General features: G+C 70.6%; 17 protein-coding genes and 1 pseudogene. 5 read left to right on the top strand and 13 right to left on the bottom strand.

From position 1 onward, the window contains the following. Positions 1-50: 50 nt before the first annotated feature. Entirely contained in the window at positions 51-2,822 is a 2,772-nt protein-coding gene (locus AB0J06_RS19240) for a LuxR C-terminal-related transcriptional regulator (protein WP_357430296.1), read from the top strand. 117 nt (positions 2,823-2,939) lie between these two features. On the opposite strand, the gene AB0J06_RS19245 is transcribed toward AB0J06_RS19240, so the two are convergent. Then, positions 2,940-3,671 (bottom strand): DUF4142 domain-containing protein, encoded by a 732-nt coding sequence (locus AB0J06_RS19245; RefSeq protein ID WP_357430297.1) that lies wholly within the window; start codon positions 3,669-3,671, stop codon positions 2,940-2,942. Positions 3,672-4,038: 367 nt separating this feature from the next. Between AB0J06_RS19245 and AB0J06_RS19250 the strand changes: the two genes are divergently transcribed. Beyond that, positions 4,039-5,469: an OFA family MFS transporter gene (locus tag AB0J06_RS19250; protein ID WP_357430332.1), complete on the top strand. Its 1,431-nt coding sequence runs from the start codon at positions 4,039-4,041 to the stop codon at positions 5,467-5,469. Between the two features lie 179 nt (positions 5,470-5,648). On the opposite strand, the gene AB0J06_RS19255 is transcribed toward AB0J06_RS19250, so the two are convergent. From AB0J06_RS19255 to AB0J06_RS19265, 3 genes are all read right to left on the bottom strand, one after another. Continuing rightward, positions 5,649-5,822 (bottom strand): hypothetical protein, encoded by a 174-nt coding sequence (locus AB0J06_RS19255; RefSeq protein ID WP_357430298.1) that lies wholly within the window; start codon positions 5,820-5,822, stop codon positions 5,649-5,651. A 21-nt stretch (positions 5,823-5,843) separates the two neighbouring features. Continuing rightward, positions 5,844-6,074 (bottom strand): hypothetical protein, encoded by a 231-nt coding sequence (locus AB0J06_RS19260; RefSeq protein WP_357430299.1) that lies wholly within the window; start codon positions 6,072-6,074, stop codon positions 5,844-5,846. A gap of 192 nt (positions 6,075-6,266) precedes the next feature. Further along, on the bottom strand, positions 6,267-6,923 hold the full coding sequence (locus tag AB0J06_RS19265; RefSeq protein WP_357430300.1) for a class I SAM-dependent methyltransferase: 657 nt from the start codon (positions 6,921-6,923) through the stop codon (positions 6,267-6,269). Between the two features lie 154 nt (positions 6,924-7,077). Between AB0J06_RS19265 and AB0J06_RS19270 the strand changes: the two genes are divergently transcribed. Then, entirely contained in the window at positions 7,078-8,721 is a 1,644-nt protein-coding gene (locus tag AB0J06_RS19270) for a methyl-accepting chemotaxis protein (protein ID WP_357430301.1), read from the top strand. A gap of 205 nt (positions 8,722-8,926) precedes the next feature. Next, positions 8,927-9,991, top strand: a complete 1,065-nt coding sequence (locus AB0J06_RS19275) for a maleylacetate reductase (protein ID WP_357430302.1) — start codon at positions 8,927-8,929, stop codon at positions 9,989-9,991. A 9-nt stretch (positions 9,992-10,000) separates the two neighbouring features. On the opposite strand, the gene AB0J06_RS19280 is transcribed toward AB0J06_RS19275, so the two are convergent. Beyond that, positions 10,001-10,528 (bottom strand): VOC family protein, encoded by a 528-nt coding sequence (locus tag AB0J06_RS19280; RefSeq protein WP_357430303.1) that lies wholly within the window; start codon positions 10,526-10,528, stop codon positions 10,001-10,003. Positions 10,529-10,836: 308 nt separating this feature from the next. On the opposite strand from AB0J06_RS19280, the pseudogene AB0J06_RS19285 reads away from it, so the two are divergent. Beyond that, positions 10,837-13,047, top strand: a pseudogene (locus AB0J06_RS19285) (AAA family ATPase); the annotation flags it as partial. Positions 13,048-13,204: 157 nt separating this feature from the next. Here AB0J06_RS19285 and AB0J06_RS19290 read toward each other — a convergent pair. The 8 genes from AB0J06_RS19290 to gdhA form a co-directional block, all read right to left on the bottom strand. After that, on the bottom strand, positions 13,205-13,879 hold the full coding sequence (locus AB0J06_RS19290) for a response regulator transcription factor (RefSeq protein WP_357430304.1): 675 nt from the start codon (positions 13,877-13,879) through the stop codon (positions 13,205-13,207). After that, on the bottom strand, positions 13,876-14,670 hold the full coding sequence (locus AB0J06_RS19295; RefSeq protein WP_357430305.1) for a sensor histidine kinase: 795 nt from the start codon (positions 14,668-14,670) through the stop codon (positions 13,876-13,878). The genes AB0J06_RS19290 and AB0J06_RS19295 overlap by 4 nt, the downstream gene beginning before the upstream one ends. Before the next feature lie 325 nt (positions 14,671-14,995). Then, positions 14,996-16,312, bottom strand: coding sequence for a hypothetical protein (locus AB0J06_RS19300; protein WP_357430306.1), 1,317 nt, complete (start codon positions 16,310-16,312; stop codon positions 14,996-14,998). Positions 16,313-16,365: 53 nt separating this feature from the next. Then, positions 16,366-17,466, bottom strand: coding sequence for a GNAT family N-acetyltransferase (locus tag AB0J06_RS19305; protein WP_357430307.1), 1,101 nt, complete (start codon positions 17,464-17,466; stop codon positions 16,366-16,368). After that, on the bottom strand, positions 17,463-18,779 hold the full coding sequence (locus AB0J06_RS19310; RefSeq protein ID WP_357430308.1) for a hypothetical protein: 1,317 nt from the start codon (positions 18,777-18,779) through the stop codon (positions 17,463-17,465). Before AB0J06_RS19310 ends, AB0J06_RS19305 begins: the two co-directional genes overlap by 4 nt. After that, complete coding sequence (locus AB0J06_RS19315) at positions 18,776-19,618, bottom strand: glycosyltransferase family 2 protein (RefSeq protein WP_357430309.1); 843 nt, start codon at positions 19,616-19,618, stop codon at positions 18,776-18,778. The genes AB0J06_RS19310 and AB0J06_RS19315 overlap by 4 nt, the downstream gene beginning before the upstream one ends. A gap of 639 nt (positions 19,619-20,257) precedes the next feature. After that, the gene (locus tag AB0J06_RS19320) at positions 20,258-20,989 is read right to left on the bottom strand and encodes a response regulator transcription factor (RefSeq protein WP_357430310.1); all 732 of its coding nucleotides are present in this window, start codon (positions 20,987-20,989) and stop codon (positions 20,258-20,260) included. 171 nt (positions 20,990-21,160) lie between these two features. Beyond that, positions 21,161-22,498, bottom strand: a complete 1,338-nt coding sequence (gene gdhA / locus AB0J06_RS19325) for an NADP-specific glutamate dehydrogenase (protein WP_357430333.1) — start codon at positions 22,496-22,498, stop codon at positions 21,161-21,163. Positions 22,499-22,712 lie beyond the last annotated feature (214 nt).

Genomic DNA, 22,712 nt, shown 5'->3' on the forward strand with positions numbered 1-22,712 from the left:
GTTTCTACCGACCACTTTATATTCTGGTTACCAGCGCGTAACTTAAGCCCATGACGGCGGGGCCATGTCGCAGGCGCCCCGGGCTCTGCGGCCGGACGGATGAGCAGGTCAGGCTGGCCGCGATGATCTCCGCCGCACGTGATCGGCGGAGCGGCTCCGCGCTGCTGCTGGGGGAGCCGGGACTGGGCAAGACCGCGCTGCTCGACGAGGCGAGCGCGGCGGCCGCCGACTTCCTCGTGCTGACCACGAGTGGTGTGGAGTCCGAAAGCGGCATTTCCTTCGGCGGCCTGCACCGGCTGCTGCGACCCGTGGCCGATCGCCGGCGGTCGCTCCCGCCGTCCCAGGTCGTCGAGCTCGAGGCCGCGCTCGGGATGGGGGGCGGCGCCGGCGGGGACCGGTTCCTGCTCTGCGTGGCGGTGCTCAGCCTGCTCTCCGAGGTGGCCCGTGACGCGCCCGTCCTGTGCCGCGTGGACGACGCGCACTGGTTGGACGAACCTTCCCTCGACGCGCTCGCCTTCGCCGCGCGCCGGCTCGACGCGGAAGGGGTGGTGCTGCTTTTCGCCGCCCGCGAGCAGTACGGCGAGGACAATCAGCGGCCGATGCTGCCCGGCATTCCGCTGCTCCGGCTCGCGCCTCTCGACGAGCGGGCCGGCCGGGAACTGATCGACGCGTTCGCGCCGGACGGGTTGGCCGAGTCGGTGCGCGCGAGCGTGCTGCGGGGCGCGGCGGGCAACCCGCAGGCCATGATCGAGCTGGTCGAGGCGCTCGGCGCGACGCAGTCGGCGGAGGAGTCACTGCTCCCGGTGGCGCTTCCGGCCGACAGCACGCTGCTGCGTGCCTACCGTGACCAGCTCCGCCGCCTGCCCGAGGGGACCCAGCGGCTGTTGCAGGTGGTGGCCGCGGACGAGGAGATCGACACCGACACGTTGCTCCGGGCGGCGACCGCCGACGGGCTGGACGTCTCGGCGCTGGAACCCGCGGAGCGCAGTGGTCTGCTGCGCGTCCAGGGCAATACGGTCAGCTTCCGTCACCCGCTGATCCGCTCCGCGATCTACCAGAGCGCGTCGCTGGGGCGGCGACGGGCCGTGCACGCCGCGCTCGCCTGCGCCCTGACCGAGGACCGCCACCGGGTGCGGCGGGTGTGGCATCGGGCGGTCGCCGCGTCCGGCCCCGATGACGGGCTCGCCGATGAGCTGTGCGGGGCCGCCGCCGTCGCCCGGCGACGCGGTGAGTACGCGGCCTCCTCGTTGGCCTTCGAGCGGGCGGCGCAACTGCGGGTCACGGGCGACGCGAAGGCCGGTGATCTCATCGCCGGGGCACGCGACGCCTGGCTCGCCGGCGGTGCACAACGGGCGCGCGCCCTGCTGCGCCGGGCCGTGCCGATCGCGGCGAGCACCGAGGTGCGCGGCCGGGCCGAGTTTCTCCGCGGTGACATCGAGCTGCGCGACGGTGATGCGCTGGAGGCGCGTCGTACGCTGCTGGAGGCCGCGGAGAAGCTGGTGCCGCACGACCGGGAGCTGGCGCTGCGCGCGCTGATGCGGGCGGGGCAGGCCAGCTCCTTCGCCGGCGACCTGGCGACGTACGCCGAGATCGCGCGGCGTGCCGGGGAGTTGCGCGCCGGCACGGACCCGCCGCGGCTCGCGCTGATCTTCGAATACTTCACCGGGACGGTCGCGGCGTCCCGCGGTGATCACCAGACGGCGCGTACCGCGCTCGGCCGGGTCGTGCAGCTGGCCGGCGTACTCGACGAATCGTCCGTGCTGACCTGGGCGAGCATCGCGGCGTTACTGGGCGGGGACGCGGCGGCCGCGCGGGGGTTGGCCGCGCGGGCCGTCGCCCTGGCCCGCGACCGGGGCGGCGTCGCGTCGGTGCCCCAGGCGTTGGAGGCTCTTGTCTACGCGGAACTGTCCACCGCGCAGTATCTGTCGGCGTTGCCGAACGCCCTCGAAGGACTGCGACTGGCGGAGGAGACCGGCCAGGACAACTGCGCGACCGGCCATCTCGCGGCGCTGGCCCTGCTCGCCGCCGTGCTCGGCGATGAGGAGAGTTGCCGGAGCCGGGCGCGCGCGGCCGGCACCCGGGCGACGGCGCACGGGCTGGGGCTAGCCGCGTCGCTGAGCGTCTGGGCGGAAGCGTTCCTGGACCAGAGCGTCGGGCATTCGGCGAGCGCCGCTCAGCGGCTGCGCACGCTGACCCGACCCGGGGCCGGTCCGAGCCACTTCGTCGTGCGGGTGCTGACCATCCCGCACTTCGTCGAGGCGGCGGTGCGCAGCGGTGACGCGGCCGGCGCGCGCTGCGCGCTGGTGGCGTACGACCGGTTCGCGCACGCGAGCGGCAACCCGGAGTGGCTCGCCCTGTCGGCCCGCTCGCACGCGCTGCTCGCTGAGGGGGGTGCCGCCGAGGAGCACTTTCAGGAGGCGCTGCGTCTGCACGCCACCGGTCACTCCGACTTCGAGCGGGCCCGTACGGAACTGCTGCTCGGCAACGCGCTGCGTCGGCGACGCCGCCCGGCCCGGGCCCGTGAGCATCTGCACAGCGCTCTGGAGACCTTCCAGCGCTTCGCCGCGCGACTCTGGTGCGATCAGGTCCGCGCGGAGCTACGGGCCACGGGGGAGTCGCTGCGCCCGGCCGAACGGCCGGTCACCGACCAGCTCACCCCGCAGCAGCTGCAGATCGCGCGTTTCGTCGCGGAGGGGAAGACCAACCGGGAGGTCGCGGCGCACCTGTTCGTCAGCCCGCGCACGGTCGACCACCATCTGCGGAACATCTTCACCCGACTCGGCATCCGGTCGCGCTTCGAGCTCGTCCGGATGATGCGGTGACGTCGTCGGCGCTGCGACAACTGATGGCCAGGCCCGCGCTCCCGATGGGCGGCGCGAGCTTGGCCATCAGCTGGTCGTGCCGGCCGGAGGTGCGACCATCGTCTGTCGCCCGGCGTGTCAGCTCCGCTCCGGCTCCGGATTTTCGGAGTCCGGCTCTTCGGACTCTTCGGACTCTTCGGATTCCTCGGGCTCGGCCGACTCGGAACTCTCCTCCGGGCTCGGCGTTTGGGCGTGGCCACTGGCTCCGGGAGAGGCGCTGCCCCCGCCCGCCGGAAGACCCATGCTCTGCGCCAGGCCCTGCAGGGCTTCATGGTGTGCCTTGACGACCGGCGCGGCGTCCTTCGCCACCTTCTTGGCGTCCGGGTCGACGCCCTGCGCCATTTCCGTGTCGATCAGCTTCATCATCTGCTCGTGCCAGTTCATGTTCGTCTCGACGAACATCCGGTCGAACTCCTCACCGTCGATCCCCTGCAGTTTGGTCAGCGCCGACTGCTGCTCGCTGGTGGCTGAGCCCGGCAGCGTCACCTTGAGCTTCGACGCGGTCTGCGTCAGGGACTGGTCCAACCGGGTGTGGTCGCTGAGGAAGCGTGATCCCAGGTCCTTCACCTGTTGGCTCGCGTTCTTCTGCTGCGTCAGGTTGCCCTTCGCGATCTCGGCCATGTTTCCCTGGTGAGCGGCCTGCAGGAACGAAGTATCCTGTGCGGACGGCGCGGCGACCGCCTGCGCCGCCGCACCGGGCACCAGAGCGAGCGCGACGAGCCCGGCAACGAGTGCGGCGCGTTTGATGCTTGCCATGTTTCCCCCCTTGTCTCGTGCGGACAGGTGCACGGGTACCCCACGGATGCGCACCCATTCCACCTGCGATTAACCGGACGTGTCGCACGGTCCGGCCCGGCGCGGCCGGGTGACGGGCGCGGGGGCGGGGCCCGGGGGGCCGAGGGTGGCCGGCGGCAGCATCGGGTGGAACCGCTCCCACGCCAGCGCCGGCGGCTGCGTGTCACGGGGGGGGCATGGTTCTGTGTCGCACCGGGCCGGGGCCGCGCGCCGCTCGGCTCAGCCGATCGACCGTCCGGCGACAGGGGCTTTTCCGACGCTCGCGGGCGTCCCGCCCGCACGGTTAGATTCCGGCTTAGTGGAAGAAGCGCAACGACGCGGACAATTCGCGCCCGCCGACTCCTCCCATCCGCTGACCAGAGAGAGGAACGCCCCCGTGCCGATGCTCTCCGCGCTCGATCATCAGCACACCGTCGCGCCGGCGGGATACAGTCGCTGGCTGATCCCGCCCGCCGCGCTCTCCGTGCATTTGTGCATCGGCCAGGCCTACGCCACGAGCGTCTACAAGAACTCCCTCATCGCCCACTTCGGAGCGAGCCAGACCGCGATCGGCGTCATCTTCAGCATCGCGATCGTCATGTTGGGGCTCTCCGCGGCGGTCGGCGGCACGTGGGTGGAGGCGAACGGACCGCGCAAGGCGATGTTCGTGTCCGCGTGCTTCTGGGCCACCGGATTCCTGGTCGGCGCGCTCGGCATCGCCACCGGGCAGCTCTGGCTCGTCTATCTCGGATACGGCTTCCTCGGTGGCATCGGGCTCGGCATCGGCTACATCTCGCCGGTCTCGACGCTGATCAAATGGTTCCCGGACCGTCCCGGTCTCGCCACTGGGCTGGCCATCATGGGCTTCGGCGGCGGCGCGATGGTGGCCAGTCCGCTGTCGCGCCAACTGCTCTCCCTCTACGACCCCGGTTACAACCCGGCCAACGCCAGCTCCGTCGCCTCCGGCGGCGCGCTGGTCGGCCTCTTCGTCACGCTCGGCATCGGCTACTTCGTGATCATGATGTTCGGCGTGGTGAACGTGCGCGTGCCCGCGCCGGGCTGGCGCCCGGCCGGGTTCGACCCCGCCACGGTCGCCGCGAAGCCGATGGTGACGACGGCGAGCGTCTCGGCGGCGAACGCGATCCGGACACGTTCCTTCTGGCTGCTGTGGATCGTGCTGTTCTGCAACGTCACCGCGGGTATCGGGATCCTGGAACAGGCCAGCCCGATGATCCAGGACTTCTTCCGCGAGAACGGGACCTCGACGGTCGCGGCCGCGGCGGCGGGTGGTTTCGTCGGACTGCTCTCGCTGTTCAACATGGCCGGTCGGTTCGTCTGGTCGTCCACCTCCGACCTGATCGGCCGGAAACCGATCTACCTGATCTACCTCGGCGTCGGCATGGTGTTCTACGCGCTGCTCGCCCTGCTCGGGCATACCGCCACCGCGCTCTTCGTCCTGCTCACCTGCGTCATCCTCTCCTTCTACGGCGGCGGCTTCGCGACCATCCCCGCCTACCTGCGCGACCTTTTCGGCACCTTTCAGGTCGGCGCCATCCACGGCCGGCTGCTGACGGCCTGGTCCGCGGCGGGGATCGCCGGGCCGTTGATCATCAACGGTTTTCTCGACGCGCAGGGCAAGCCCGGGACCCTGACCGCGGCCGCGTACCGACCGGCGCTGTTCACCATGGTCGGCGTGCTCGCCGTCGGGTTCGTCGCGAACCTGCTGATCCGTCCCGTGCCGGCGCGCTTCCACGAACCCGCGCCCACCGCGCCGGCCCCATCCCGTGACATCCCGACCCCACCGGTCGCCGTCGAAAGGGGCAGTGCGCAATGACAGTGGGACCGGAAAATGAACGACCGGGCAGTGAGCAACCGGGGAAACAGGGGGTGCGGCTGTTGCTGTCGTGGCTGCTCGTCGCCGCGCTGCTCGGGTACGGCGTCGTCCAGACGGCGATCACGGCGGCGAAGCTCTTCGCCCGCTGAGCCGCCGCTCCGCCGCAAACTAGTGCCGCATCAGGCAACGTTTGCCCTGTTGACGACTTCGCGTAGACGCTCGTCTTGGGCGTGCTTGTTCCGCCAGATGATGTAGCGGCGGATCATGCTGCCCTGCTCGGTGTGGCTGGCGTGGTCGGTGCCGTCGAGGGTGAAGTAACGCAGGGCGGTGAACTGGGCCTCGATGCGCTTCAACCAGGATGAATTCGTTGGGGTTTAGGCGATCTCGACGTTGTTCTCCGCGGCCCAATCGCCGACCCGGGTGTCCTTCCTCGTGCTCAGGTGCGGGGAGTAGTTGTCGCACACGATTGCAACGCGCACGTCGAGCGGATGGAGGCTGCGCAGGTAGCGGCAGAACTCCAGAAATCTCGTCCGGTTCTTGGTGGGCTTGATGTGCCCGTAGAGCTTGTCCTTGCCCAAGTCGTAGGCGGCGAAAAGGTGACGCACTCCGTGCGGGCGGGTGTACGTCGCGCGGCGTCGGAGCCTCGGCTCGCGCTCGGGGTCCTTGTCCTTGCCACCGCGTTCGGCCCACTGCCGACCTGGATGGGGCTGGAGGTTCAGCGGGCCAAACTCGTCAACGCAGAAGTCTGATTCGCCCAGTCCGGCCGACCTGGCCACCACGCCGATGCGGCGGTGAGGTCACGGCTTGGACACCAACAGCTGGGTAGCCCGGGCCGGACGGCCGTTCATGGTTTCCACGGAGACCTCGCGGGTGGCGACCAGGTCGAAATCGACGAACAGGCCATCAAGCCAGTCCACCGTGTGGTGTCGGCACACCGCCCCGTCACCGGTTTCGAACACACCGTAGGTGCCGTACTTCGCAGCGAACTGCTGATACCGAGAACGGTTGCGTTGATCCTCTTGCAGGCACAGGTCACTGAGATAGAGGAGTCCACCGGGCCGCAGAACCCGACGCAGCTCCGTCACCAGTTCCCGCTGTCCAGCGTCGCCAGGCATGCACGTCAACACCGCGAACAGCAGCACCACGTCGACACTGACGTCGTGATGGTCCAGTTGAGGAGGACTGTCAAGAACCGTGAACCGTGCGCCCGGCTGCTGCTCACGCGCGCGGGCGATGAGATTGGGAGCGACATCCACCCCCTCAACATTCTCGAAACCCCACTCGACGAGCAGCCCCGCCAGCCGTCCGTAACCGCACCCGTAGTCGAGGACGCGTGCCCGATGATCGATGCCTTCCAGCCACGAAGGCTCAACTGGGTGGCCGAAGGTCTTCGACGTCCCCGTGGAGTTCCAGTACCCCAACTGGTTGTCAAGATCCGTCACGACGACGAGCATCCCACAGCAACCAACCGAAGACGCCACCCAGCGACAGTGCAAACGTTGCCTGCTGCGGCACTAGTTCACGCCTCAACTTCCCCTTCCTCCTGCCGATACCACTCGTGAGCGTTGCCTCCGGGTGGCGCGTCATGAGGCAGGGGGCGACCGGGACATGACGGCGAAGAAATCGTCGATGGAGATCACCATCGACCGGAATCGGATCAGCGGCTGGCTGGCCGATCGCGGCACCAGCACGAAGTCGGCTGCTTCCGTCATTGTGGTGGCACTCGTTGCGATCGGCGTGAGCGCGCTGTCGCTGAGCCGCATGGCGATCATCAACGACGACCTGACCGTGATGAAGAACGACCACCTGGAGAGCGTGCAGCTTCAGAACAAGCTGAGCGGCGGCTTCGGGATGATGTTCCGCGGCATGTTTCTGGTGACCAACAGCGACCCGGCCTACAAGCAGGAGGGTGTGACGAGTCTCGAATCCGCGGACGTGCAGGTGCGGGAGACCGTCGCGGCGTACCGCGTGGTGGAGAGCGATTCCAGCATCCTCGGCTCGGCGCTGACCGACTTCGAGCAGGCCTGGAACACGCACACCGGGCTGCGGGACGTGCTGATCCTGCGCAAGCCGCCGCCGGCCGGGTTCACCATGCCCGCGCCGGAGAAGGTCGGTGAGGCCTTCGTCGCCGCCGAGAAGACCATGCACGACGCGATGGCGACCATGGAGAAGGCTGAGAACGAGCAGGCCGACGCGTTGGCCGCACACGCCGCCGAGAACTACCGCGCCGCCCGGACGATCGCCGTGGTCGCGCTCGTCGTAGGCCTGCTGCTGGCGTTCGCGGTGAGCTTTTCGGTGGCGCGTGCCTTCCGCCGTCAGCTCGACAGTGTGGGCGCGGCGCTGGACGCGGTCGCCGACGGTGACCTGACGCGCAAGGCCGAGGTCCGGTCGCGCGACGAGCTCGGCCGGATGGCCGCCGCGGTCAACCGGGCCAACGAGGGCATCCGGGCGACGGTCGAGATTCTGACCGCGGGCGCCCGCACGCTCGGCGCCAACATGGAGAAGCTGGGCGGGGTGGCCGGTCGGATCGGCGTGAGCGCCGAGGAGGCCGCCGCCCAGGCCAACGTGGTGGCGGTGGCGGCCGGCGACGTTTCGCAGAACGTCCAGACGGTGGCCGCCGGGGCCGAGGAGATGGGCGCGTCAATCCGGGAGATCGCCCAGAACGCCAACGAGGCGGCCAGGGTCGCGGCCGACGCGGTGGGCGTGGCGGAGTCCACCAACCGGACGGTCTCGACGTTGGGCGAGTCGTCGGTGGAGATCGGCAACGTCATCAAGGTGATCACCTCGATCGCGCAGCAGACGAACCTGCTGGCGCTCAACGCCACCATCGAGGCGGCCCGGGCGGGCGAGGCGGGGAAGGGCTTCGCGGTGGTGGCGAGCGAGGTCAAGGATCTCGCGCAGGAGACGGCGCGGGCGACCGAGGACATCTCGCGACGGGTGGAGGCGATCCAGTCGGACACCGCCAACGCGGTGGACGCGATCGGCAACATCAGCAGGATCATTGGGAAGATCAACGACTACCAGGTGACGATCGCCTCGGCGGTGGAGGAGCAGACCGCGACCACCGGCGAGATGACCCGCAGCGTCGGCGACGCGGCCCAGGGCACGACCGAGATCGCCACCAACATCGCCGGCGTCGCCGCTGCGGCGCAGGCGACCACGTCGAACCTCATTGAGGCGAACCAGATCAGCGCAGAGCTGGCTGACCTGGCGAACGAACTCCAGACCGCGGTGGGACGATTCCGCATCTGACGGTATTCGGCGTCTGACGGTGTTCCGCGTCTGACGGTATTCGGCGTCTGACGGTGTCCAGTGTCTGACGGCCGCGCCGGGATCCTCCCGGGGCGGCCGTCGCGCTGTCGGCGCCGCCCGCGCTGGGGTCGGGTTCGACAGTATCCGCCGGTTTGGCGAGGGTGGAGGATGTCAGCCGGTCGACCATGACAGCCAGGGAGGGACCGTGCGGGAGTTCGACCACGAGGCGCTACCGGTGCGGGTGGTCTTCGGCGAGGGAACGGCGCGGACGCGTCTCGTGTCGGAGATCGAGCGGCTCGGCGCGACCCGCGTGCTCCTCGTCGTCGGTCGATCGGCGGAAGCCACAGCGCGGGAGTTGGTCGCCCCGCTCGGTGACCGGCTCGCCGCGACCTTCACCGGCGTCCGACCGCACGTTCCGGCCGAGGTCGCCGAGCAGGCGCGTGCGCTCGCCGCCGCGGCCGGCGCCGACGCGGTGTTGAGCGTCGGGGGCGGCTCGACCACCGGCACCGCCAAGGCGGTCGCGCTCACCGCCGACCTGCCGGTGATCGCCGTGCCGACCACGTACGCCGGATCGGAGGTGACCCCGGTGTGGGGGATCACCGACGGCGCCCGCAAGACGACCGGGGTGGACCGGCGCGTCCTGCCGCGGACCGTGATCTACGACCCGGAGCTGACCCACGCGCTGCCGGCGCGGCTCTCCGTCGTCAGTGGGCTCAACGCGCTGGCGCACTGCGTCGAGGCGTTCTGGGCGCCGGGCCGCAATCCCGTCACCGCGCTGCTGGCGGCGGAGGGGATCCGCGCGCTCGCGACCGGGCTGCCGGCGGTCGCCGCCGACGGCGCCGACCCGACGGGACGCGCCGACCTGCTCTACGGCGCCTACCTCGCCGGATCCGCCTTCGCGGTGGCCGGCTCCGGGCTGCACCACAAGATCTGCCACGCGCTCGGCGGCGCCTACGACCTGCCGCATCCGGAGACGCACGCCGTGCTGCTGCCGTACGTGCTCGCCTTCAACGCCCCGGCCGCACCGGACGCGGCGCGCCGGACCGCCGCGGCGCTCGGGGTGCGCGACGCGGTCGGCGGGCTCCGTGACCTCGCCAGCCGGCTCGGCGCCCCGATGGCCCTGCGTGAGCTCCACCTGCGCGAGGATCAGCTCGACGCCGCGGTCGGGCTGATCCTGCCGGTGGTGCCCGCCGACAATCCCCGCCCGGTCGATGCCGGCGGATTGCGTCGGCTGCTGGGTGCCGCGTGGGCCGGTGGCAACGCCCCCTGACCGTCGCGGTCAGGCAACCGGGTCGATCAGCTCCTCACCCTCGAACACTCCGATTTCCTCGCAGTACAGCTCGATCCCCACCCCGTTGGGATCGCGGATGTAGAGGCTGTCCTCGACCCCGCGGTCCGGCCCCAGATAATCCACGCCGTTGGCGTCGAACCGCGCCTTCGCCTCCTGGAACCGCTCGGCCGTCACCGAGATGGCGATGTGCTGGACCGCGCCGATGGTTTCCACGTACGGCTGGTGGTCGTGGCCCGGAAAGTCGAAGAAGCCGAGCAGGTTGCGGCTGCCGATGTCGAAGAAGAAATGGCTGGAGCCGGCGTAGTCCCGGTTCTCCACCAGCTCGACCAGGGGAAATCCGAGGAAATCCTGGTAGAAGCGGATGGTTTCCTCGACGTCGCGGCAGACCAGCGCGATGTGGTGCAGCCCGCGGCCGGTGCCGGCCGGGCGCTGCGCCGCCGGGCGCAGGTAGGTGTCGCGCAGCGTGCTGCGGCGGGCGCGGATGGTTTCCAGCTCCGCGCCTTCGGGCTGTGGCATGGCGTCTCCCTCGTCGGTGATCTGTTCCGATGCTAGGGGTGGGGACGCGGCGCGTCGCGATCAGCCAAGCCGGCGATGGCCGCCGTGGAGACCGGTAGCTGGGGGAGTGGCCGCCGCCGTGCGACGGAGATCCGTCGACGGGCGCGCCGATGCGCTATCTTCGACATTTCGAGCGCACAAAAAAGAACCGCTGAAGTCGCGGTTCTGTTGAGAAGGTTAGCAAACAGGGAGACGCATTGTCAAGCTCTGCCAGCGCACCAGGCGAGACGCGGACCGATGATCTCGGCCGCGAGCAGGGATATGTCGGGATGCTCTACGGTCGCCTCGACAACCTGCGCGAACACGCCGCCGAGCGGCTGAGGCGGGCACTGCGGGAAACCGGCGGCACCCTGCAGGACCGTTCCCAGCGGGAAAGCTCCGTCGCGCTCTACACCGAGCAGTTGGCCCAGTTCAGCGCCGTGGAGAACGGGCTCTGTTTCGGGCGGCTGGACTTTCACGACGCGACGCCCCGCTACGTCGGCCGGATCGGCATCTTCGACGACGACGGCGACCACGAACCGCTGCTGATCGACTGGCGCGCCCCCGCCGCCCGACCCTTCTACCTGGCGACCGCCGCCTCCCCCGAGGGCGTCGCGCGCCGCCGCTACATCCGTACCAGGAGTCGCAAGGTCGTCGGGTTGGACGACGAGGTACTCGACCTCACCGAGGCCCGCCGCGCCGGCCATGCCGGGCTCGCGGGCGAGGCCGCGCTGCTCGCCGCGGTCGGCGCCCGGCGCACCGGCCGGATGCGCGACATCGTCGAGACCATCCAGGCCGAGCAGGACCGCGTCATCCGCGCAGACCTGAGCGGGGTTCTCGTCGTGCAGGGCGGCCCCGGCACCGGAAAGACCGCGGTCGCGCTGCACCGCGCCGCGTACCTGCTCTACACCCACCGCCGGGAGCTCTCCACCCGCGGCGTGCTGATCGTCGGCCCCAACCCGACGTTCCTGCGCTACATCTCGCAGGTGCTCCCCTCGCTGGCCGAGACGGGCGTGCTGCTGCGCACGCTCGGCGACCTGTTCCCCGGCGTCACCGCCCGCCGCTCCGAGCCGGCGGCGGCGGCCGAGATCAAGGGCCGGCTGGCGATGGGCGACGTGCTCGCGGCGGCCATCCTCGATCGGCAACGCGTGCCGGACGAGGCGCTGGAGATCGTGGTCGAACGGGAGAGCCTGCTGCTCGATCCGGAGACATGCCGCCAGGCGCGGGCCTCCGCCCGCCGCTCCGGCAAGCTGCACAACCTGGCCCGGCCGATCTTCGACACGGAGATCATCCACGCGCTCGCCCGGCAGGTCGCCGACCGCATCGGCGCCGATCCGCTCGGCGGCGAGAACCTGCTCGACGAGGCCGACCTCGCCGAGATCCGTCGTGAGCTGCGGGAGGAGCCGGAGGTCAAGGCCGCCCTCGACTGGCTCTGGCCGGTACTCACCCCGCAGCGGCTGCTGGCTGACCTGTTCACCGATCCCGACCGGATCGCCTCCGCCGCACCGGGGCTCACCGCCGAGGAACGGCGAGCGCTGCTGCGCGGGCCGGCGCAGGGCTGGACCCCTGCGGACGTGCCGCTGCTGGACGAGGCGGCCGAGCTGCTCGGCGAGGACGACCGGGCCGCCGCGGTCCGGGTGGCGCAGCGTCGGCAGGCGCTCGCCGAGTACGCCGAGGGCGCGCTGGACATCATGATCGGCTCCCGCTCCATCGACCTCGAGGACGAGGAGGACCCCGAGATCCTGATGGCCACCGACCTGCTCACCGCCGGCGGCCTCGGCGAGCGGCACGAGGACGAGGACCGCCGGACCACGGCCGAGCGGGCCGCCGCGGACCGCACCTGGGCCTTCGGCCACGTGATCGTCGACGAGGCGCAGGAGTTGTCGCCGATGGCCTGGCGGTTGCTGATGCGCCGCTCCCCGAACCGCTCGATGACGATCGTGGGAGACGTGGCACAGACCGGCGACCTCTCCGGCACCTCCTCCTGGGGGCAGGTCCTCGAGCCGTACGTGGCCGACCGGTGGCGGCTGGCCGAGCTGGAGGTCAACTACCGCACTCCCGCGGAGATCATGGCCGTCGCCGCCGGCGTGCTCGCCGGCATCGACCCGTCGCTGCGGCCGCCGCGCTCCGTCCGTGAGTCCGGCGTCGCCCCGTGGACGCTGCGCGTGGAGCCCGACGGGCTCGCCGCACGACTCGTCGAGCGGGTACGCGGCGAGTCCACCCAGGTGGGGGAGGGGCGGCTCGGCGTGATCGTGCCGGAAGGACGGATCGAGGAGCTGGGCCGTGCGGTCACCGACGAGTTCCCGGAGGCGGCCGTCGGTGAGCATCCCGAGCTGGAGAGCCGGGTCGTGGTGCTGACCGTGCGCCAGGCCAAGGGGCTCGAGTTCGACGGGGTGCTCGTGGTCGACCCCGAGCGGATCGTGGCGGAGTCGCCGCGCGGGCACAGCGACCTCTACGTCGCGCTCACCCGGGCCACGCAACGGCTCGGCGTGCTGCATCCCGGCGAGTTGCCGGCCGTGCTGTCGGGCGGCGCGGCCACCGTGCTGGACGATGCCCGTCCCGTTGGTCCGGCGCCGGCGCCGGCAGCCCGTTAGCCGGAAGTGGTGTCGCGGGGGAGCGGCAGGCCGCCCCGGCTGCTGCCCACCGCTGATCGTGTGGTCAGTGGGTGGGCAGCAGCCACTCGCCGGTCTCCGGGCTGATCAGGCCGGAGCGCACCGCGGTCGCCGCCGCCTCCACGCGGGAGTGCGCGCCCATCTTCGTCAGCACCCGCTGAATGTGGCAGCGGGCGGTGGCCGGTGTCACCCCGAGGGTGATGGCGATCTGGCGCGTGTCGTCGCCGCCGACCAACGCGCTCAGCGTCTGCCGCTCGCGCGGGGTGAGGAAGTCGGCGAACCGCCGCGCCTGCTGGACCGGGTCGGAGCCGGTCGCCCGGGTGGGCGGTAGCGGCCCGGTGTTCTGGGGGAAGACGTGTTCGCCCGCGTGCACGCGGTCGAGCACCTGCACCATCTCCCGGGTCAGGTAGCGCTTGTCGGCGACACCGACCACCTGGGCTCTGCGCGCCACCGCGACGAGGTCGGTGTCGACGCGGCCGGTGAGCAGGACGATCTTCGGGCGGGGCGTGAGCTGCTGGAAATCGGCCAGCCGGGGCAGGACGGAGTCATGGCCGAACATCACGTCGAGCAGGCAGATGTCCACCGGTTCGCGGCGAAGTATGGTCACCGCCCGGTCGGGATGTGCCGCCACACCGGCGATGTGCATGCCGGACGCGCGCAGCAGTTCGGCGAGCGACTCGGCGAAGACGACGTGGTCGTCGCAGATGAGCACGCGGATCACGACCGCAGCCCTTCAATCCGCTGCTGCCCCGGTGGCGGCACGATGGGTATCCGCAGCCGGACGCAGCCGCCGCCGAGCCTGCCGCGCCGGATCTCCAGGCCGCCGCCCCATCCGCTGGCCAGATCCTGGACGATGTCGAGGCCGAGTGAGCCCGGCCGGGGTGGGACGGTGCTGAAACCGGGGCCGTCGTCCTCGACGTGGGTCACCGCCCCGTCGGTCTCGATACTGATCCGAACCCGCACCGTGCCGGACGGCCCGGCCGCCCGCACCGCGTTCAGCAGCACGTTGCGCAGCACGCGCCAGAAGGCCAGCCGGTCGGTGAAGGCGGTCAGCTCCTCGGCGCGGAACTCGATCAGCGTCGTGTGGGAGAGCCGGATCGCCTCGACCACCTCGGCCGCGACGAGATCCAGCCGGATGTTCTCGGGTGACGCCCGGCGGGCCGCTTCCGCCGGTGCGAGCAGACACTCCTCGTACTCGCGCTGCAGCCGGTCGAGCCAGCGGATCTCTTTCAATATGAGCAGTGCCCGCGCCCTGCTCTCCGCTCCGACGTCCGGTGCGGTGCTCAGCAGTGTCGCGAGCAGCGAGATCGTGCCCATCTCGTGGTGGATGTCGTGGCTGATCCGCCGGGACCGCAGCCGGGTGAGATCACGATGCCCGTTCTCGATGTCCGGGTGGGGTGCCGGGGCGGGGACCCGTGGCGAGCGCGGGTTGCTCACCAGCGCTCTCGCCGGACCACGCCCGCCCTCGCCACCCGGATCTTCGTGTCCCGGGTCGGTTCTCACCTCGTCCACGTTGGCACCTCCCCTGTCGGTCAGCACCAGGCATAACGCGACAAGCCCGTGGCTCGGTTTCACCCGAAGCGCCTGGGTTGTCCGCCATTCGTCGCACGCCGTCTACCGCTGCCGGGCGCCGGGGGATGCTAAGCGAGATCACGGAAGCGGACCAGAACGACGATGACGAAGACGACGAGCAGCGGTGCCACCGCCAACCCGACCCGTAGCAGCACCACGATCCCCGGGACCCGACGTTGCGCACGGGGGAAACCCGTTCGGGCCGGTGCCGCCACCGGGCGAGCCGCTCGCGCAACACCGCCCGCCGTACACACCGTCGCGACTCTCATCTGGCAGCCCGATCAACGTAGTGCTGCCAGATCCGCGCGAGTGCGTCGGCGAGCACGACCTCCCGCGGCCGGTGTGCGTCCACGCGTTCCAGGTGCGGGATCCGTCGCCGCAGGAGCCGGAACTGCGCCCGCTCGGCTTCGAGGTGCGCGGGGTCGTACTCGCCCGACCGCAGATGCATGACCGGTCCGGGCACGTCCAGCAGCAGAACCACGTCCGGCGCCGGGCACAGGCGGCTGAGCAGCTGGAAGTACGGCCGCTTGAGCCACCGAAGCGACCCCCGCGGGGGTAGGAGCGCGTCGTAGACGTAGCGATCGAAGACCACGAGGCGTCCGAGCGCGCGGTGGCGGACCGACGAGAGGTAGCGGCGCCACACCACGAAGGGGCGCAGCAGGATGCGCAGTCCCTGCCCGACCGGGTTGCGCGGCGGCTCGGCGGACGGCCACAGTCCCATGTAGATCCGGCGCACCGGGAAGTGGAACGCCGATTCGATGCCTTCGGCGAGGGTCGATTTGCCGGCACCGTCGGGGCCGATCAACGCGACGCTGGCACCGCGCCGACCCCACGCCTGGAGCGGCCGTTCGACGACCCGCAGTGCGGCCGAGACGATGCAGCGTCGGGTCGTGGCCACAGGATGGGCGAGCCGCCATGCCGCGAGGAAACCAACGCGCCGCGCCGCCAGCGCCGACCATTCCTCCGCGCGCGCGTGCGCCAGCAGCGTCGAGGGCGAGGCCTTCGGCGGCATCGCCCGCACGAGCGGACTGTCGGGCGACGGCGCCTCTCGCAGCTGCGCGAGCCGACGCACGTGGCGCTCCGGAAAGGCGCGCTTGTCCAGGAGACAGTGCAGCAGCAGCGCCCAGAACTCGTCGGAGGGGGCGAGCACCCACGCACCGTGCTCCCGTCGGCGCCGCGCCAGGCACTCTGCCGCGACCGCCGTGCGCACCTCGAAGTTTCGGCCGTAGGCGATCTCGGTCACCAGGTCCAGCTCGACCCACGAGTTGGCAGTGGGGTCGAGGCCGAGGAAGAACATGTGCGTCCCCCGACCGTAGGCCCGGAGCCGGACCAGCCCGTACGCCTCGATCACTGTCACCGCGCGCGCGAGGTCGGCCGCCGCGACGAGGACGTCGACGTCGTCCGCGGGGCTGCGTCCCACGCAGCCACTGCGCAGCAGGCACCATCGGACGCCAGCGCTGTCGAGGCCGGCCAGCACCGAGTGGGCGAGCCCTTGGTCGTCCGCCGTCCGCTGGCGGTCCATCCGGTGCCGGCCGGCCGCGGGTGCGGTCTGCGCGGGCAGCGTGACCTGGTCACTTCTCATCGGGTCGCCTCGATCGGCGGGTGCGGAGGCTGCGGCGATCTGCGGTCCATGCGCTACTCCCGTCCCCGCCTGCGCCGCAGACTCTCGCTGACCCGGCGGCGCGTGCGCTCGGTCAGTGCGCTGACCGGGAGCCGCTCGAGCCGGTAACTGGAGTAGTGCTGGTCAACGGCGCCGAAGCGGCTCTTGAAGAGCGCCAGCGGCGAGCCGGGGGCGGAGTCGCCCATGTGGTAGGCCGCGCACCCGGCGCCGGCCGCGTCCTCGATCGCGGTGCGGTGCAGCAGGTAGTTCGCGTAGGTGCGGCCGGCGACTTCCTCGTCCATCGCGCCCCGCCAGTAGGCCGCGGCCGCGGTTCCGAACAGCACGACGATCGCCGCCACCGGACGGCCGTCGACGAGCGCGCTGTACACCCTGCACCGGGTGCCGCAGACCGCGGCGACCGTACGCAGTTTGCGCTCCGGCTCGCGTCGCGCGGCACGCCAGCGGGCCAGCGCGACGGGCTCGCCCGCCCGGCGCGCCCAGCGGTCGACGGACTTCGCGTACAGCTCGTGGAAGAGCGGCACGAGCCCCCCGGAGTCATCGCGCTGCACGACGACGCCCGCCCGCTGCGCCCGGCGCACCCGGTTGCGGGTATCGCTGCGGAACCGGCTCCGCCAAACCTTCTCGAAGCCGCCGGCGAGGGAGAGCGTCTGGGCCATGAGTGGCTGGCGCACGACGCCGGATGGGCTCCCCTCCTCCCAGGACGTGGCCGTCATGGGGTCGGGGCGCAGCGCGACGCCCGCCGCGTGGTGGCCCGCGAGGTCGGCGAAGACCATCCGCACGTCCTCGGGCCGGACGACTCCGCCCTCGCCGAGCAGACCCGCCGGCCCCCACCCCATGGGCAGCGAGGCCTCGGTGCAGAACACCCGGCGCAGTACGGTGCGCCGCACCAGCGGGAGCACCAGCCGCCGGCCGTCGACGGTCTCGTAGAGCCGCGACACGTTCTCGTACCCGCCGACGGCGCAGACACAGTCGAGCCATCCGGGTGTCTGGCTCGGCAGGGCGCGTGGAGCGGAGGCGAGCACCTCCTCCCACGCGCGCCGCGGTGCCGGGCTGGCTACCGCGAACGGTCGGGCCTGCCGCACCTGCCGCTGGCGAGGGGCGAGTTCGGCGCTCACGGCTTCAGCGCCAGGTCGGCGTGCCAGTAGCGGCCGGTGTCGTTGTTGCTCGCCAGGATGACCAGCCCTGTCGCGCCGCTGACGCTCTGCTTGGTCGACGTCACATTGTTGAGGGTGGGCGACAGGGTGTCCCGGATGACCGGCGTGCCGCGGCCGGCCGGGAAGCTCATGGGCTTCATCGGCGAGCTCTTGTGGAAGATGGTTCCCGCGGATCCGGAGAACGGACACCCGCTGTCCGGCGCGGTCAGGAACACATGCAGCATCTGATGTTCGGCGTCGAGCATGAGGATCGGCCGCGTGTGGCAGTCGTCGAGCTCGCCGACGGTGGCCGTGGACCAGGTGCCGGTCGCCGGGTTGCTGGCGAGGAGCAGGATCTGCGGCGCCGTCGACAAGGACGGGTCGACGTCGTCGAGGCTCGTCTTGACGACGGCGAACACCCGGCCCGTCGGGTCGGCATCGAGTGACCTGAGGCTGATGTGGTCGTCGGCGAGGCCGGGATCGCCTACCGGCGTGTTACTGACGATCCACTCGGTCCGCGGCGCGCCGTCCGTGTGATTGACGAAGTAGACCGTGGATTCGGGCTGGTTGCTCCACATCACGCCGATCCGACCGCCGCGCGTGGCGACGACGGCCGAGATGTCGTCGCTGGACACCGTGCTGGCCCCGGCGACCGGGATGACGAACGGGCTGCCCCACCTCGCGTCCCCGGCCGTCGTGGAGTTCACGTAGATCTCCGAGTCCTGCGCCCACGTCGCCCACAGCACGCCCCTGGAGTCCTTGTCGATGGTCAGGGTCTCGCTGGAGACGTTGTTGATCCGCGCCGGGAAGCCGGCGTCGGGGGCGTACGTCTTCGTCGCCGGGTTGTAGCTGAAGCGGTAGAGCCGTGCGGGGTTGCCCCACGTGGCGTCCGCTGACGAAGTGGCCCCGACGTGCGAGGCGACGTAGAGCCGGGTGCCGTCCCACAGCGCGTCGGACCGGGTCCCCGGCCGATTGTCGATCATGGTGCCGGTGTCGACCCACCTGTGCGTCGAACGGTTCAACCGGAAGATGTGGTGCGTCCCGCTGGCCGTGTCGAACAACGCCGCCCACCAGAGGCCGTCGTTCCACCACAACTTGCTCTCCGGTTTCTCCCCGGTCGCGTCCTGCCCGTCTCCCGCGTACGACGGTCCGGCGTAGCCGATGTCGCCGGGGGCGGCGTTCGCAGTTGTCGGCAGGCGATCCGGTATCGGCGCGACGCCGAGCAGCACACCGAGCAGCACGGCGATCAGGGCACTGGCGTGTGTTCTGCCTTTTCGGCACCGCAGGACGTTCACCGCAGGCTTCCTTCGCTCAGTGCCTCCCGCGGCGCCTCGTCCCGTACGTCGACGACCGCAGGCCGCCACTGGTGAAGAACGCGCTGGTCGATCGGGTCCACCACCGGGCGTGGGCGTCGCACGAAACGCTCACGGATGAGCGTGCGGAGCACCCGCTTGCCGTCGCGGAACGCGTGGAGGTTGGACGTGCCGCAACGACGGGGGAGTTCGGTGCTCGGCACCTCGGCGATGCGCAGGTTCGCCTTCAGGGCGTGCACGACGAGTTCCGTCTCGATCTCGAAGCCGTGCGCGGTGAGGGCGAGGGCGGACAGGCATTCGCGGCGGAACGACAGGAAGCCGTAGCACAGGTCGGTGAAGCGGACGAGGAACATGGTGTTTGTCATCCGGACCAACATCTGGTTGCCGAGCTTGCGGAGGGCTGTCAGGTCCGTCGACCCGCCGCCGGTCAGCAACCGGGAACCCTTGACGAAGTCGTAGCCGTTCATCAGCGGCGTCACGAAGCGGTGGATCTCGGCGGGGTCCATGCTGCCATCGGCGTCGATCATCACGATCAGGTCGCACGTCGCGGCGCGAAGCGCGACCCGCACGGCGTCGCCCTTGCCCCGGAAGTGCTGCGGCACGACGACGACATCCGGGCGGACGGCGCGCGCCACCTCGATCGTGCGGTCCGATGAGTGCCCGTCGACGAGGACCACCTCGTCGACGATCGGTGGCATCCGCTCGAGCACCCACGGGATGTTGTGCTCCTCGTTGAGCGCGGGGATCACCACGCTCACGCTCTGCCGCTCCGGATGACCGTTGATCGGCAGTTCGTGCTTGTCCCCCCGTGGTTCTCGCATCTGCGGAAGGCTGCGCGCTACCACGCCCTCCTGCCCGGCCGGGCCCGTCGTGCCGTCCACCGGCGGCGGGGAGAGTGGGCCGGCCACCATGCTTGCGGGGGTGTCGATGTTCTGAGGCGTGGTTGTCACAGGTCCCCCCATCGGTCTGACGCTGCCCGACCGGTGCGTTCCTGGACGATGTGCGACGCGCTTCTTCCCATTCCGCCAGTAATGGGAATCGAATTACATTCCATCAAGTTTCCCTTCCCGAATGGACTTTCAACTTGACCCGAACTGCCATTTCCTGATGAGTCCGCCCCGCTGTGGCATCGGCTCCTGGTACCGCCGAGCCGATCAGAGTCGACCCTTCTGGGCTGCGATTCGGTCCTCCGCGAACCGCGTCGCGCGCCCCGTCGGGCGGGCGAGGTCACGGCCGGACGCCCGACCGGGGCGTGGGCCGATTGATGGTTGGGGCGATAGCCGCGAAGCGATTGGCGCCGCGGCGACTGCTCGGCTGTGTCGTCGATATGCAATGCGGCGACTCGCGTCCGCAGGCTGATTCATGAACAACGTGAATAGAACATTAGCGACAAGTCGGAATCATGAAATCTGGTGATTGCCGCAGATTTCGCTACGTCGTTTGCATGACGCTGCCCACGGTCAACCGCCAGTGGCCCGCAATCCGTGCCGCAGCGCCAGCGCCACCGACTCGAGCGTGGTGTGCACGCCGAGCTTGGCCAGGATGTTCTGGGTGTGGGTGCGCACGGTGTTGGTCGAGACGTGCAGCCGCTGCGCGATCCCGGCGCGCCCCAGCCCGTCGACCATGCCCTGCAGCACCTCACGCTCGCGCGGTGTCAGCGTGGCGAGCGGGTCCGCCGTCTCGGCATCACGTCGCATCAGGACGGTCAGCGCCTGACCGAGCAGGTCGGGGGAGAGCCAGGCCTCGCCCCGGTGAACGCCACGGATCGCGCGCACCAGCTGCTCCGGCTCGATCGTCTTGGGCAGCCAGCCGCGCACGCCGGACCGCAGCGCGGCGACCACCGAGCAGACCGCCGCCACCTCGGTGAGCATCAGCACCCGGCTGTCCGGCGAAGCGTCGCGCACGTACTCGGCGAGCGACAGCCCGCTCCCGTCGCCGAAGGCCACGTCGAGCACGACGACGCCGGGATGGTCCCGGACGAGTTGGGTGCGGGCCTGCTCGACGGTGTAGGCCACGTTGACCGGCCGCAGATCCGGCTCACGGGACAACCGGAGCTGCAGCGCCTCGGCGAAGAGCGCGTGATCGTCGGCGAGGAGCACCGGGATGCCGTGGAACCCGGGTACGGGCCGGCGCGTGCGTGGAAGGTCCGCGGTCATCCCGGCGACGCCCATAGGAATGGCGTACTCCTGCACCGGCGGTCTCCGCTGAACACCGGGCCGAACAGGGATGGATGGACGACCGGCGCTACGCGCAACGGATGAGGCCAGGCCGATCGCCCGCCGTCCCGGTCATCGGTGCTGTCCGTGGCCGACCGCCGGTTCGTCCCACTGCGCGCCGGTTGGCGCGCAGTGGGACGGGTGGGGTCAGATCAGACCGTGCGCGAGCATCGCCTCGGCGACCCGCCGGAAGCCGTCGATGTTCGCCCCGGCCACGTAGTTGCCCGGCATGCCGAACTCGTCCGCGGTGGTGAAGCAGCGGGCGTGGATGTCCCGCATGATCTCCCGCAACCGCTCCTCGGAGTGCCCGAAGCTCCACGAGTCGCGACTGGCGTTCTGCTGCATCTCCAACGCGCTCGCCGCGACGCCGCCGGCGTTGGCCGCCTTGCCCGGCGCGAAGCGGACGCCGGCCTGCTCGAAGGTGCGCACCGCCTCGGGGGTGGTCGGCATGTTCGCCCCCTCGACCACGGCGAGGCAGCCGCCGGCGACCAGCGAGGCGGCGTCCGCGCCGCTGATCTCGTTCTGGGTGGCGGACGGGATCGCGATCGCGCAGGGCACCTGCCACACCGTACCGCCGGTGACGAAGGTGGCGTGCGGCCGCGCCTGGGTGTATTCGCTCAGCCGGGCCCGCCGTACCTCCTTGATCTCCTTGAGCAGCTCGAGGTCGATGCCCTTCTCGTCGACCAGGTAGCCCGAGGAGTCGGAGCAGGCCACCACCGTCCCGCCGAGCTGGTGCACCTTCTCGATCGCGTAGATCGCCACGTTGCCGGAGCCGGAGACGACCACCCGCTTGCCTTCGAGCCCGTCGCCGGTGGCGCGCAGCATCTCCTCGGCGAAGAAGACGGCGCCGTAGCCGGTGGCCTCGCGCCGTACCTGCGCGCCGCCGTAGGTCAGCCCCTTGCCGGTCAGCACGCCCGACTCGTACCGGTTGGTGATCCGCTTGTACTGGCCGAACAGGTAGCCGATCTCCCGCCCGCCCACGCCGATGTCGCCGGCCGGCACGTCGGTGTGCTCACCGATGTGGCGGTAGAGCTCGGTCATGAAGCTCTGGCAGAAGCGCATCACCTCACGGTCCGAGCGCCCCTTCGGGTCGAAGTCGGAGCCGCCCTTGCCGCCGCCGATCGGCATGCCGGTGAGGGCGTTCTTGAAGATCTGCTCGAAGCCGAGGAACTTCACGATGCCGAGGTAGACCGAGGGGTGGAAGCGCAGACCCCCCTTGTACGGGCCGAGGGCGCTGTTGAACTCCACCCGGAACCCGCGGTTGATCTGCACCTCGCCCCGGTCGTCCTCCCAGGGGACGCGGAAGATGACCTGCCGCTCCGGCTCGCAGATCCGTTCGATGATCTTCGCTTCGGCGTACTCGGGGTGCTTGGTCAGCGCCGGTCCGATGCTCTCGAGCACCTCGCGCACGGCCTGGTGGAACTCCTCTTCCCCAGGGTTGCGCCGGACCACGTTGGCGAAAATCGTGTCAAGCTTCTTGTTCATCTTCGACCGGTCCTCCGGGCGCACGATCACATCAACCAGTAGGAGCGGGATGGTCTCCCGCCATGTGCCGCCCACGCCGTTGTGGACCTCCGCCGCCGATCCGGCCACCGGCCGAATCACAGCTGATCAGTCGCCAGGTTAGCGGGCGTTCATACCCGATGGTCACGGTGCCCGGCGCGGGGGTGATCCTCCGCTCCTACCCAGCCCCGCCTGA

The sequence above is a fragment of the Micromonospora sp. NPDC049679 genome, assembly GCF_040659735.1.
Classification (GTDB): Bacteria; Actinomycetota; Actinomycetes; order Mycobacteriales; family Micromonosporaceae; genus Micromonospora_I.

Excerpts from the sequence above, each read along its gene's own strand:
- AB0J06_RS19270 (WP_357430301.1), top strand. The coding sequence starts at position 7,078 with ATGACGGCGAAGAAATCGTCGATGGAGATCACCATCGACCGGAATCGG.
- AB0J06_RS19280 (WP_357430303.1), bottom strand. The coding sequence starts at position 10,528 with ATGCCACAGCCCGAAGGCGCGGAGCTGGAAACCATCCGCGCCCGCCGC.
- AB0J06_RS19240 (WP_357430296.1), top strand. The coding sequence starts at position 51 with ATGACGGCGGGGCCATGTCGCAGGCGCCCCGGGCTCTGCGGCCGGACG.
- gdhA (WP_357430333.1), bottom strand. The coding sequence starts at position 22,498 with ATGAACAAGAAGCTTGACACGATTTTCGCCAACGTGGTCCGGCGCAAC.
- AB0J06_RS19300 (WP_357430306.1), bottom strand. The coding sequence starts at position 16,312 with ATGAGAAGTGACCAGGTCACGCTGCCCGCGCAGACCGCACCCGCGGCC.
- AB0J06_RS19250 (WP_357430332.1), top strand. The coding sequence starts at position 4,039 with ATGCTCTCCGCGCTCGATCATCAGCACACCGTCGCGCCGGCGGGATAC.
- AB0J06_RS19315 (WP_357430309.1), bottom strand. The coding sequence starts at position 19,618 with ATGCGAGAACCACGGGGGGACAAGCACGAACTGCCGATCAACGGTCAT.
- AB0J06_RS19265 (WP_357430300.1), bottom strand. The coding sequence starts at position 6,923 with ATGCTCGTCGTCGTGACGGATCTTGACAACCAGTTGGGGTACTGGAAC.